This window comes from Acerihabitans sp., assembly GCF_036398755.1.
GTDB lineage: Bacteria > Pseudomonadota > Gammaproteobacteria > Enterobacterales > Enterobacteriaceae > Acerihabitans.
This window is the reverse complement of sequence record NZ_DASWOM010000037.1, coordinates 25,160-37,205: the sequence shown is the minus strand read 5'-3', so window position 1 is coordinate 37,205 and position 12,046 is coordinate 25,160. Positions and strand designations below refer to the sequence as shown.

The 12,046-nt window shown below is 57.8% G+C and carries 10 protein-coding genes; 4 read left to right on the top strand and 6 right to left on the bottom strand.

Going from position 1 to position 12,046, the window contains the following annotated elements:
• The first annotated feature begins 164 nt into the window (after positions 1 to 164).
• From efeU to VGC33_RS06530, 4 genes are all read left to right on the top strand, one after another.
• Complete coding sequence (gene efeU / locus VGC33_RS06545) at positions 165 to 995, top strand: iron uptake transporter permease EfeU (RefSeq protein WP_331119946.1); 831 nt, start codon at positions 165 to 167, stop codon at positions 993 to 995.
• Between the two features lie 48 nt (positions 996 to 1,043).
• A complete protein-coding gene (efeO, locus tag VGC33_RS06540) occupies positions 1,044 to 2,174 on the top strand; it encodes an iron uptake system protein EfeO (protein WP_414636897.1) in 1,131 nt (376 codons plus the stop codon).
• A 13-nt stretch (positions 2,175 to 2,187) separates the two neighbouring features.
• Complete coding sequence (gene efeB, locus VGC33_RS06535; protein WP_331119944.1) at positions 2,188 to 3,489, top strand: iron uptake transporter deferrochelatase/peroxidase subunit; 1,302 nt, start codon at positions 2,188 to 2,190, stop codon at positions 3,487 to 3,489.
• 359 nt (positions 3,490 to 3,848) lie between these two features.
• Complete coding sequence (locus tag VGC33_RS06530) at positions 3,849 to 4,190, top strand: YejG family protein (RefSeq protein ID WP_331119943.1); 342 nt, start codon at positions 3,849 to 3,851, stop codon at positions 4,188 to 4,190.
• A gap of 22 nt (positions 4,191 to 4,212) precedes the next feature.
• On the opposite strand, the gene yejF is transcribed toward VGC33_RS06530, so the two are convergent.
• From yejF to VGC33_RS06500, 6 genes are all read right to left on the bottom strand, one after another.
• Positions 4,213 to 5,802 (bottom strand): microcin C ABC transporter ATP-binding protein YejF, encoded by a 1,590-nt coding sequence (yejF, locus tag VGC33_RS06525; RefSeq protein WP_331119942.1) that lies wholly within the window; start codon positions 5,800 to 5,802, stop codon positions 4,213 to 4,215.
• A 3-nt stretch (positions 5,803 to 5,805) separates the two neighbouring features.
• Complete coding sequence (locus VGC33_RS06520; protein WP_331119941.1) at positions 5,806 to 6,828, bottom strand: ABC transporter permease; 1,023 nt, start codon at positions 6,826 to 6,828, stop codon at positions 5,806 to 5,808.
• Positions 6,825 to 7,919: a microcin C ABC transporter permease YejB gene (locus VGC33_RS06515; RefSeq protein ID WP_331119940.1), complete on the bottom strand. Its 1,095-nt coding sequence runs from the start codon at positions 7,917 to 7,919 to the stop codon at positions 6,825 to 6,827. Before VGC33_RS06515 ends, VGC33_RS06520 begins: the two co-directional genes overlap by 4 nt.
• A gap of 68 nt (positions 7,920 to 7,987) precedes the next feature.
• A complete protein-coding gene (locus tag VGC33_RS06510) occupies positions 7,988 to 9,811 on the bottom strand; it encodes an extracellular solute-binding protein (protein WP_331119939.1) in 1,824 nt (607 codons plus the stop codon).
• A 497-nt stretch (positions 9,812 to 10,308) separates the two neighbouring features.
• Positions 10,309 to 10,917, bottom strand: coding sequence for a bifunctional murein DD-endopeptidase/murein LD-carboxypeptidase (gene mepS / locus VGC33_RS06505; RefSeq protein ID WP_331119938.1), 609 nt, complete (start codon positions 10,915 to 10,917; stop codon positions 10,309 to 10,311).
• A gap of 403 nt (positions 10,918 to 11,320) precedes the next feature.
• Positions 11,321 to 12,034, bottom strand: coding sequence for a phosphatase PAP2 family protein (locus VGC33_RS06500; protein WP_331119937.1), 714 nt, complete (start codon positions 12,032 to 12,034; stop codon positions 11,321 to 11,323).
• Positions 12,035 to 12,046: the final 12 nt, after the last annotated feature.

The following is a 12,046-nucleotide window of genomic DNA, read 5'->3' as shown; positions in this document are numbered from 1 at the left end:
GACTGACCGCCAGCCTGATATGCCATGAGACGGTTTGTTTCCTAACGGTTACAAATAGTCGCAAATCTGCGCTTGTGTTTCTTACCATCGTAATGATAATCAATATCGTTTTAATTGACGTTTCTTTACTATTTATCGCCCCTTAGCGTATCGAGGTGACGGGTATGTTTGTGCCTTTTTTGATTATGCTGCGCGAGGGCCTCGAAGCGGCGCTGATCGTGAGCCTGATTGCCGGCTATCTGAAAAAGACCGGGCGCGGTCGTTGGCTGAAGGCGGTGTGGGCGGGCGTGATAAGCGCGGCGCTGTTGTGCCTGGCGGTGGGTATCGCCATTAACGAAACCACCGGCGAGTTTCCGCAAAAGCAGCAGGAACTGTTCGAGGGCATCGTGGCGGTGCTGGCGGTCGTCATCCTGACCTGGATGGTGTTCTGGATGCGCAAGATGTCCCGTTCGATTAAAGCCCAACTGGAAAGCGCCGTCGATCAGGCGCTCAGCAACGCCCGCGGGCAAGGCTGGGCGTTGGTGGGCATGGTGTTTTTCGCCGTCGCCCGCGAGGGGCTGGAGTCGGTGTTTTTCCTGCTGGCGGCATTTCAGCAGGATGTCGGCATCGAGGCGCCGATCGGCGCGGTATTGGGACTGGCCAGCGCCGTCGTCCTGGGGATGCTGATGTACTACGGCGGCATCCGCCTGCGGATGGAGAAGTTTTTCAAATGGACCAGCCTGTTTATTCTGTTTGTGGCCGCGGGGCTGGCGGCCGGGGCGATCCGCGCTTTCCACGAGGCGGGATTATGGAACGGCTTGCAGGCCGTCGCCTTTGATTTCAGCGCGACCTTGTCCACCCAATCGTTGTTCGGCACGTTGCTCGAGGGGCTGCTCGGTTATCAGGAAGCGCCGACCGTCAGTGAAGTCACGGTGTATTTGTTATATCTGGTGCCGGCCCTGGTGATGTTTTTCCTGCCGCGGCGGGGCAACCGGACGACCAGCGTCGCCGGGTAAAAATTCCATTAAATTGTTCCACTATTCAGGGTAAATATAATGTCCAATATGAAACGCCTCCGTCGCCGCATCCTTCCCGCCGCCTTGCTGGTGGCGCCGGTCTTGTCGTCATGGAGTTGGCCCGTGATGGCGGCCGATATTCCCCAGGTCAAGATTACCGTTAACGATAAACAGTGCGATCCGATGACGCTGACCGTTAAACCGGGCAAAACGCAGTTTATAATCCACAACGCCAGCCAGAAAGGACTGGAGTGGGAAATCCTCAAGGGCGTGATGGTGGTCGAGGAACGGGAGAACGTGGCGCCGGGCTTTACCCAGAAGATGACCGCCAACCTGGAACCGGGCGAATATGATATGACCTGCGGCCTGCTGAGCAACCCGAAAGGCAAGCTGACGGTGGCGGCGGACGGCGGCGCGGGCGCGGTTAAACCGGATGCCATGGCGCTGGTGGGGCCGATTGCCGACTATAAGGTCTACGTGCTGCAACAGGTCGGCGAACTGGTTACCCATACCAAGACCTTTACCGATGCGGTGAAGAAGGGCGATTTGGCCACCGCGCAGAAGCTGTTCGCGTCGACCCGGGTGTATTATGAACGCATCGAGCCTATCGCCGAACTGTTCTCCGATCTGGACGGCAGTATCGATGCCCGCGAGGACGACTTCGAGCAGAAATCCGCCGATCCGAAGTTTACCGGCTTCCACCGCCTGGAAAAAATCCTGTTTAGCGATAAAACCACCGCCGGCACCGCGCCGTTTGCCGATCAATTGTATAAAGACACCCTGGATCTGCAAAAACGCATCGGCGACCTGACCTTCCCGCCGAGTAAAGTGGTCGGCGGCGCCGCCGGACTGATTGAGGAAGTGGCCTCCAGCAAAATCAGCGGCGAGGAAGACCGTTATAGCCGTACCGATCTCTCCGATTTCCAGGCCAATATCGACGGGTCGCAAAAAATCGTTAACCTGCTGCGCCCGCTGCTGCAAAAAGCCGATGCGCCGCTGCTGGCGAAGATTGACGGCAACTTTGCCAAGGTGGATAAAGTTCTGGCGAAATACCGCACCAAAGACGGCTTTGAATCTTATGATAAGCTTACCGATGCGGATCGCACCGCGCTGAAAGGCCCGATTACCGCCCTGGCGGAAGATCTGGCGCTGCTGCGCGGCGTGTTGGGTCTGGAGTAGGATTTATAGTCTTATGAGCGCTGATAAACATAGCTTGGGCCAAAAGGCGGCGTCGCCATCGCGGCGCCGCTGGCTGAAGGGGCTGGGCGCCCTTGGCGGCGCCCTGGCGCTGCGCGGGGCGTCGGCGGCCCCGGTGGCCGGCGCGGGTTCTCCGGCTGCCGACGCCAGGTCTCCCGGCACCTTATCCCCCGACGAGCGCTGGCAGCGTCAGCCGTTTTACGGCCCGCGCCAGTCCGGCATTACCACGCCGCAGCAGGCGGCGATGATGCTGGTGGCGTTTGACGTGCTGGCGGGCGATAAAAATGACCTGAAGCGGTTATTCCGCGTGCTGACCGAGCGCATCGCCTTTTTGACCATGGGCGGGCAGGCGCCGGCGGTGGATGAAAAATTGCCGCCGATGGACTCCGGTATCCTGGGCGAGCATATCGCCCCGGATAACCTGACCATGACGGTGGCGGTGGGCGACTCGCTGTTTGACGATCGTTTCGGCCTGGCCGCGCTGAAACCCCGGCGGCTGCAAAAAATGACGCGTTTTGCCAATGATGCGCTGGACGCCGATTTATGCCATGGCGATCTGCTGCTGCAAATCTGCGCCAACGGCGGCGACACCGTGATCCACGCGCTGCGGGATATCATCAAACATACGCCGGACTTGCTGAGCGTGCGCTGGAAGCGGGAAGGCTTTATCTCCGCCAATGCGGCGCGCAGCCGGGGCAAGGAGACGCCCATCAATCTGCTGGGCTTCAAGGACGGCACCGGCAATCCCGATACCCGCGACCCCGGCCTGATGGACCGGGTCATCTGGGTCGGCGCCGGCGCCGATGAGCCGGCCTGGGCGGTGAACGGCAGTTATCAGGCGGTACGGATTATCCGCTTTCACGTGGAATCGTGGGACCGCACGCCGCTGCACGAGCAGCAGGCCATCTTTGGCCGCGATAAGCGCACCGGCGCGCCGCTGGGCATGGCGGATGAACATGCTGTGCCCGACTACGACCGCGATCCGCACGGCGCAATCATTCCGCTTGATGCCCATATGCGCCTGGCCAATCCGCGCACGCCGGCGGCGCAAAACAACCTGATGCTGCGCCGGGGCTATAGCTATTCCCTGGGGGCGTCCCGCTCCGGCCAGCTGGATATGGGGTTATTGTTTGTCTGTTTCCAGCGGGATTTAGAGCAGGGATTTCTTACCGTGCAGCGCCGGCTCAATGGCGAGGCACTGGAAGAATATATCCAGCCCATCGGCGGGGGATATTTTTTTGCCCTGCCGGGGGTGGCGCAGCCGGACGGCTACCTGGCGCAGGCGTTGCTGGCCTAACACCGCTTCTCATCTTTACCACGCCTTACCGGCGCGGGGGTAACAGTGCGGCAATCGCGCTGTTTCGCCCGCGCCCCTTTCTTCTATACCCGGTCGCTGCGGCATTTGCGCCCTTTACCGCCACATCATCCCTTGATCGTAAAATGTAAACAATAAGCTTAATTAAAGTTATGCAAATGCATAAAAAACGGTTGTGCTGCCGCGGATAAAGCGGTACATATAGGCCGAAAAGAGATCTATCTCTCATTTTAGCGGTGGTTATGCTGTTTTTATATACAAATCGGCTGCTAATGTCACACTAAGATTATAGTATTGTGATAAAATTGTTACTAGCTGGTTTTATCGTCTGGGGACGTGGAGTGACAAATCTACAGGTATCCGTGGTGCATCGTTTGCCACATTCTTACCGCTGGCTTAACGGGTTTAGCGGGATACAGGTTGAACCGATATCCGCCGGCGATCGCGACGATAACGAGCTCATCGGCCTGATGCTGCTGAGCCACGAAGGCGATACGGCCTGGGAAGTCATGCGTGAGCTGGCGCGTTCACTGGTGGAAATTCAGGTGACTTGCTCGGTGCTGGAATGCGAGGGGCAGCCTTGCCTGTTTTTACACCGCGACGACGAATGCACCAGCCTGTGCCGCCTGAAAAACATGGGCGTGGCCATCGCCGAGCCGGCCACGGCGACCTACTTTTCTTAACCTTAGCCTCCGGCATGAGGGCTTAACCGGCCGCCTTGAGCAATTGACGGGTATATTCCGCCGACGGCGCGTCGAATACCCGGCGGCAGTCGCCCTGTTCCACCACTTCGCCTTCCCGCAATACCATCACTTGATGACACATCGCCCGCACCACCTGCAGATCGTGACTGATAAACAGATAGGTCAACTGGTGCTTTTCCTGCAATGATTTCAGCAATTGCAGGATCTGCGCCTGAACCGATCTGTCCAGCGACGAGGTGGGTTCATCGAGGATAACCACGTCCGGTTGTAAAATCAGCGCGCGGGCGATGGCGATGCGCTGGCGCTGCCCGCCGGAAAATTCATCGGGATAGCGGTGACGGGTCGCCGGATCGAGCCCCACTTCCCTGAGCGCGTCAATCACCCGTCGATCCTGATCCTGCTGCGTGAAATGGTGATGCACGCGCAGGCCTTCCACCACGATTTGCGCCACCGTCAGCCGGGGATTGAGCGCCGAGTTGGGGTCTTGGAACACCACCTGGATGCGGCGGCGCAGCGGCAGCATCCCGCGCCGGTTAAACTGATGCAGCGGCTGGCCGTCAAACCAGATCTCGCCGTCGGATTTAAGCAAGCGCAGCACCGCAAGCGCGGTGGTGCTTTTGCCGGAACCGGATTCGCCCACCAGTCCCAGGCTTTCGCCGCGCCGCAGGGTAAAGCTCACCGCGCGCACGGCGCTTTTTTGCGCCGCCCGGTGACGAAACAGCCCCTGGCGCTGGGAAAAGTTCACCCCCAGGTTATCGACCCGCAGCAGCGTCGGCGCGTCTTCCGGCACCGGCGGCGGCTCGCCGCCCGGTTCCGCCGCCAGCAGACGGCGGGTATAAGGGTGCCGTGGCGCGCTGAACAGGGTTGGGCAGGGACTGACCTCCACGCATTTGCCCTCCTGCATTACCGCCACGTTGTCCGCCAGCCGGCGCACAATATTCAGGTTATGGGTAATAAACAGCAGCGCCATGCCCATTTCCCGGCGCAGGTCGGTGAGCAGCGCCAGGATTTGCGCCTGCACCGTCACGTCGAGCGCCGTGGTCGGCTCGTCGGCAATCAACAGTTTGGGGCGGGTGAGCAGCGCCATGGCGATCATGACCCGCTGGCGTTCGCCGCCGGACAGCTGGTGGGGGAAATCCCGCAGCCGGGATTTGGCCTGGCGAATGCCGACCCGGTCCAGGCTTGCCAGCACTTCGGCATGGGCCTCGGCGCCGTGCATGCCCCGATGCAGCGCCAGCACCTCCAGCAGCTGCTTTTCCACGCTGTGCAGCGGGTTAAGCGATGACATCGGTTCCTGGAAGATCATGGCGATGTCGTTGCCGCGCACGCGCCTTAGCGCCGCATCGTCGGCATGCAGCAGGCTCTTGCCTTCGAAAAGGATATCGCCGTGGGGATAGAGCACCGGCGGCGAGGGCAGCAGGCGCAGGACCGACAGGGCGGTGACGCTTTTGCCCGAGCCGGATTCGCCCACCAGCGCCAGGGTTTCGCCGGGGTTAAGCGTAAGCGTGACCCGATCCACCACCTGTCGGGTTTGATCACCCTGGCGAAAGGCGACGCTCAGTTCTTTAATCTCTAACAGCGGAGTGGTCATAGCTTAATGGGCCTTGCTGGGGTCGAAGGCGTCGCGCACCGCTTCGCCGATGAAAATCAGTAATGACAGCACCAGGGCCAGCATAACGAAGGCGGTAATGCCGAGCCAGGGCGCCTGGAGGTTGTTTTTGCCTTCCAGCAGCAGGTTGCCCAGGGACGGCGAGCCGATGGGCAGCCCGAAACCGAGAAAATCCAGCGAGGTCAGGGTGGTAATGGACCCGCACAGGATAAAGGGCAAGAAGGTCAGCGTCGCCACCATGGCGTTGGGCAGCATATGGCGCAGCATAATCATCCGATCGCTCACCCCCATGGCCTGGGCGGCGCGGATATAGTCGAAATTACGGGCGCGCAGGAATTCCGCGCGCACCACGCCCACCAGGCCCATCCAGCCGAACAGCACGGTAATGGCCAGCAGCCACCAAAAATCCGGCGGCACCACGCTCGACAGCAATATAATCAAAAACAGCGTCGGCATGCCTGACCAGACTTCGATAAAACGCTGCCCCCACAGATCCAGCCGGCCGCCGTAATAGCCCTGGCTGGCGCCGACGATAATGCCGATAACGCTCGACAGCAGGGTCAGCGCCAGGCCGAACAGCATCGACAGCCGGAAACCGTACAGCAGATTGGCCAGCACATCCTTGCCGGTGCTGTCGGTGCCCAGCCAGTTTTGCCGGCTTGGCGGCGAGGGGAAGGGGCGAAGGGTGGCAAAGTTAATGGTGCGGTAGTCATAGCGTATCGGCGCCCATAACGCCCAGCCGTTTTCGGCCAGCCGCGCGGCGATATAGGGATCGCGGTAATCCGTTCTGGTGGCCAGCTCGCCGCCGAAGGTGGTTTCGCTGTAGTTAAACAGCAGCGGCGAGTAAAACTGCCCCTGATAACGCACCAGCAAAGGCTTGTCATTGGCCACCAGCTCCGAGGCGAGGCTTAGGATAAACAGCAGCAGGAACAGCCATAACGACCAATATCCGCGGCGGTTATGACGAAAACGCGCCCAGCGCGCCTGGTTTACGGAACTCAATTTCATTGGCGGCCCTCGAAATCAATGCGCGGGTCAACCAGCGTATAGGTCATATCGCTGAGGATGTTGAGCAGCAGGCCTATCAGGGTAAAGATATACAGGGTGCCGAACATCACCGGGTAATCCCGTTGCAGGGTGGCGTCGTAGCCCAAAAGCCCCAGGCCGTTCAGGGAGAACATCACCTCGATGAGCAGCGAACCGGTAAAGAACATGCTGATAAAGGTGGCGGGAAAGCCGGCTATCACCAGCAGCATGGCGTTGCGGAACACGTGGCGGTAGAGGATCTGGTTTTCCGACAGTCCCTTGGCGCGCGCGGTGGTGACGTATTGTTTGCGGATCTCGTCGAGAAAGGCGTTTTTGGTCAGCATGGTCAGGGTGGCGAACCCGCCGATAACCGTGGCCAACACCGGCAGCGTGATATGCCAGAGATAATCGGTGATTTTTTTATACCACGGCAGGCTGTCGAAATGGCTCGAGACCAGCCCGCGCAGCGGGAACCAGTCAAGATAGCCGCCGCCGGCGAACAGGACGATAAGCAGGATGGCGAACAAAAAGGCCGGTATCGCGTAGCCGACGATAATCAGCGTGCTGCTCCAGACGTCAAAGGCGCTGCCGCTGCGCACCGCCTTTTTTATGCCGAGCGGAATCGACACCAGATAGATGATAAGCGTGCTCCACAATCCCAGGGTGATGGAGACCGGCAGGCTCTCCTTGATCAAATGCATCACCGTGGCGCCGCGAAACAGGCTGTCGCCAAAATCAAAGCGCACATAGTTCCACAGCATGGTGAAATAACGCTCATGCAGCGGTTTATCGAAGCCGTAGCGCCGGGTAATCTCCGCGATCACCTCAGGATCCAGCCCGCGCGCCCCCCGGTACTGACTGTCGCCGATCTGGCCGCCGTGCAGGGCCTGGACACGGGCGGCGGGGTCGCTGTGCCCGGTGCTAAAGCCGCTTTGCTGGCCCATTTCAATGGCGGCGATGGCCTGATCCACCGGCCCGCCGGGAGCGACCTGCACGATAAAAAAATTCAGGGTAATGATGGCCCAAAGCGTTGGGATCACCAGCAATAAACGGCGTAACAAATAGGTTAGCAAGCGGCTCCTCCCTTAGAGCGTCGTTATCAGTCAGGCCCGTGCCGCGCGGACCGGCACGGCATTTATCCTCAGCGTCGCTCGGCGGGCAGCCTGGCCGCCCGGTTGACATCATACCACCAGGAATCAAAACCCAGCGCATAGGTGGGCTTCACGGCCGGCATGGCGAATTTATCCCAATAGGCCAGGCGGGTCTGGTGCGAAAACCACTGGGGGATCATAAAATAATTCCAGGTCAATACCCGATCCAGCGCCCGCCCCAGCGGCAGCAGCGCTTTTTCATCCCCCTGATGGCGCACGATTTCATTGATAAGCCGGTCCACCGCCGGATCCTTGACGCCGGGACGGTTATAGGAGGATTCCACATACGCGCTGCCCCACAGGATTTGCAAATCGCCGCTGGGGTAGGGGAAGGCGGCATAGCTCGACGGCATCATATCAAAATCGCGCTTGCGCAGGCGATTGGTAAACTGCGCGCTGTCGACCTGGCGCAGGGTCATCTGGATGCCCAGGCGCTGGAGGTTATGCTGGAAGGGCAGGATATAATTGCTGCTGTTGCCGCCGCTCATCAGCATCATTTCAAAGGCAAAGGGTTTGCCGGTTTTACTGTTGACCAACTGCTGGTCTTTTAATTCCCATCCGGCCTGTTTGAGCAGCGCGAAGGCCTTAAGCAGGTTTTTCCGGTCATAGCCGCTGCCGTCCGATACCGGCGGCTGGTAGCGCTCGGTAAATACCTCCGGCGGCACCAGGCCTTTCAGCGGCGCCAGAACCGCCAGTTCGTCCACGCCGGGATAATCCCGCGCCGCGTAGTCGGTATTGATAAAATAGCTGTCGACCCGCTGGTATCCCTGGTAAAACAGCGCCTTGTTCATCCATTCAAAATCAAATGCCAGCGTCAGCGCCTCGCGCACCCGCCGGTCGGCAAACAGCGGCCGCTGGATGTTAAATGCCAGCCAGGGGGTCGCCACCGGCGCATCGTTGGCTATTTCCTGCTTGATGATATAACCGCGTTCAATATTGCCGCCATGGTACTGGGTGGCCCACAGTTTGGGCGAGCTTTCGATGCGCAGATCAAACGCGCCGGCTTTGAACGCCTCCAGTGCCACATTGTCGTCCAGGTAATAATCATAACGGATACTATCAAAATTATTGCGGCCGCGATTTACCGGCAGGTTGGCCGCCCAATAATCCCGGACGCGCGAATAGGTCACATACTGCCCGGTACGCCATGACGTGATGCGGTAAGGCCCGCTCGCCGGCGGCGGCGCGGCCAGCGGGTCGCTGAGCTTATGGTGTTGCCAATAGCTTTCCGGCATCACCGGCAGGGTCAGCAGGCCGAGCAGCATCTCTTTGTCGGGTTTGGGGAACTCGTAGCGCACCGTGAGCGGCGCAATGGCTTTTACCTTGACCCCTTTGTAATAAATACGGAACTGCGGCACGCCTTCGGTCATAAACTTATCAAAGGTAAATGCCACATCCCTGGCGGTGATCGGCTGATGGTTGTGGTACTGCGCCTGGGGATTGATGGAGACTTCCATCCAGGAAAAATCGCCGGGATAACGCGCCGATTCCGCCACCAGGGGATAATAGCTGCCCATTTCATCGTCGGAGGTGACGAACAGACCGTCATAAAGTTGCTCGGTGCGCATCGCCGCCGAGCCGCGCAGGGCATAACGGTTAAAGTTATCAAAGGTCCCGATGGCCGCCAGGGTAATGGCGCCGCCCTTGGGCGCGGCGGGATTGACGTAATCGAAATGGCTGAAATCGCTGGGGTATTTCGGTTCGCCCAACAGCGCAAAAGCGTAGCTATCATTGATAGTGTCATTGATGGTGTCGGCGCGCGGGCCGGGGCAGACGACGCTGAGCATCAGCGCAATCCAAACACGTGGAAACATCAGGTTACGCTCCAGGAATCAAACCAAATAGCCTTGTTAAGGCAAGCCGTAAAGGGTGTCCATTATACCGGCGCCTTAGACAATGCCATTAACGGTTTTTTTAACATTAATGTCAAAACTATCAACCAGGTTTTAATGCCTTCCGGCCATTTCCCCGCGCGACGTGGCGCGTCAGTCCTTCGACACCGGAGTCCGGCACCGGCCGTTTAATAATTAACCGCCGCCAGGTCATCATTAACGCCGCGCGCGATCCCAAGCGTAACGGCAAGCGGACAAATGACGCACTTTATAATTATTATTTTGTTGATAACATGAAGGCAAATATGTTAAAGGCTTGGGAATAGTACGGCGTGGGCAGTCATGCGTATCGAAAAATATATATTAAGCAAAAAAGCAGATATACAAATCTTTAATAATGGTTAAAAAAAAGCCACCTTAACAGGCGGCTTTTTTATCTCGTTCGGCATTCAGGACATTTAAATAATAACCGTTAATAATCAGGAATCGCTGTTACCGCGCATTGCCGTGGTCATTTGACCTTTGGACTTGCCGGTTAATACCCGCCGCGCTTCCCGATAACGTTTGTTCCAGTAGGTTTCCGATAAGCTGGAAATCATGACGCCGCTGGTGGTGGAGGCGTGGACAAACTGATCGTTGCCCAGGTAAATCCCCATATGGCGCCCGGTCGAACCGGCATGGAACACGACCAGATCCCCTGGACGCAGTTTGGCGCGCTGGATCTTGGCGCCCATACCCTGCTGCTCGCTGCTTGAACGCGGCAATTCCAGGCCGAACTGTTCATGAAACGTTTGTTGTACAAAAGCCGAACAATCTATACCACGTTTAGAGCTGCCGCCCAGGCGATACCTGACGCCTTTCCATACGGCATATTGATCCATAATTTTCGTTTTAACATCGACATTACGGACCATATCTTCGAATTGATCCTGAGAGGCTTGCAGTAAAAAATCACTTTTATCGTTGACTGCATGCATCTCAGCTGTTTGTTGACTGCCATGAGAACTACAGGCGGAAAGCATAACTGCCACCGCCACTGCGGGGATTAACCGCAGCACATATCTCAAAATAGGTTGAGATTTGACCATTATAAGTGTTATCCCTTAAAGTCCTTAGCGACGGAGCCGCTATAAAATGCCGAGCGAATCGAGAATAAAGCGCAAATACTGATTGACCAACTGTTATTCCTGCATTGTGTGGTATCACTCACACATTTTTATAAGCGATAATATCAGTCTATTAGTACAGCGAATTCGAGGTTACCGTAATGAATAAGGGAAAGCGAGGATTTTTATCGACTATTTTATAACTTTTGATGATGTGAAATAGTATTAAATTAAACGTTAAGAAATGGATCAAAAAAAATTCCCGATTGTCGGGAATGGCGGCGGGCGGCCTTCGCCGCCGCCGGCGCGCAGGCATTCCGGCAACTTTTCCGTAACCTGACCGTACCCTTGCGCCGCCACGCGCCGCCGCCGACATAATTAATTCCTATCGATATCCCCAATGTCCCATGCCCGGCAAACGCTGGTTAAACCAGACCACCGCCTTATCGCAGGCTCCCGTCATCAGCCACCAGCTCAGGCCGACCAGCACCACCGACAGCGAGCCCACCGCGATATCGCTAAACCAGTGCGCGCCGATCATGACCCGCGGCAGGGAGAACAGCACCACGATAGCCATGCCCCAGGCAAATGCCCGGCCGCCAAAATAACGCAGCATATAGGCGGTAAAAATCAGCAGCATCATGCCGTGATCGCCGGGGAAACTGTCTTTGGACATGTCCTTGGTGGGAATGGCGGTGAACTGCGCTACCCGCACCACGCTGTCGTTATGTTGATAAAATACGGTCGGGCTGGGACGGCTTACCGGCAGCAGATGACCCAACTGGTTCAGCACCACCGCCGACAAGAGCATCACGATACCGAGGCTGATAAGCCGGTGGCGCAGACGTGGCGGGGTATGCAGGAAGTAATAGAGATAAAGCAGGCCCATCGCCAGCAGCGATATCAGGTCAAATGCGCGGTAGTTGGTGACCGCCAGAAATACGGCGTAGGCATGGCTGGCGGCGACCCGATGATTTGAGGCAAGAAAGATGGCGTTGTCAAGCCGCGGCCAAAATCCGTGGTGTTCCGGCAGATACCAGGAAAAAAACAGCGCGAGGCCCAGCATATTAAGCGCTATAACGGCAGGTAAGCGTCGCATAAGGCAAAACCT

Excerpts from the sequence above, each read along its gene's own strand:
- efeO (WP_414636897.1), top strand. The coding sequence starts at position 1,044 with ATGAAACGCCTCCGTCGCCGCATCCTTCCCGCCGCCTTGCTGGTGGCG.
- efeU (WP_331119946.1), top strand. The coding sequence starts at position 165 with ATGTTTGTGCCTTTTTTGATTATGCTGCGCGAGGGCCTCGAAGCGGCG.
- efeB (WP_331119944.1), top strand. The coding sequence starts at position 2,188 with ATGAGCGCTGATAAACATAGCTTGGGCCAAAAGGCGGCGTCGCCATCG.
- VGC33_RS06520 (WP_331119941.1), bottom strand. The coding sequence starts at position 6,828 with ATGAAATTGAGTTCCGTAAACCAGGCGCGCTGGGCGCGTTTTCGTCAT.
- mepS (WP_331119938.1), bottom strand. The coding sequence starts at position 10,917 with ATGGTCAAATCTCAACCTATTTTGAGATATGTGCTGCGGTTAATCCCC.
- VGC33_RS06500 (WP_331119937.1), bottom strand. The coding sequence starts at position 12,034 with ATGCGACGCTTACCTGCCGTTATAGCGCTTAATATGCTGGGCCTCGCG.
- yejF (WP_331119942.1), bottom strand. The coding sequence starts at position 5,802 with ATGACCACTCCGCTGTTAGAGATTAAAGAACTGAGCGTCGCCTTTCGC.
- VGC33_RS06510 (WP_331119939.1), bottom strand. The coding sequence starts at position 9,811 with ATGTTTCCACGTGTTTGGATTGCGCTGATGCTCAGCGTCGTCTGCCCC.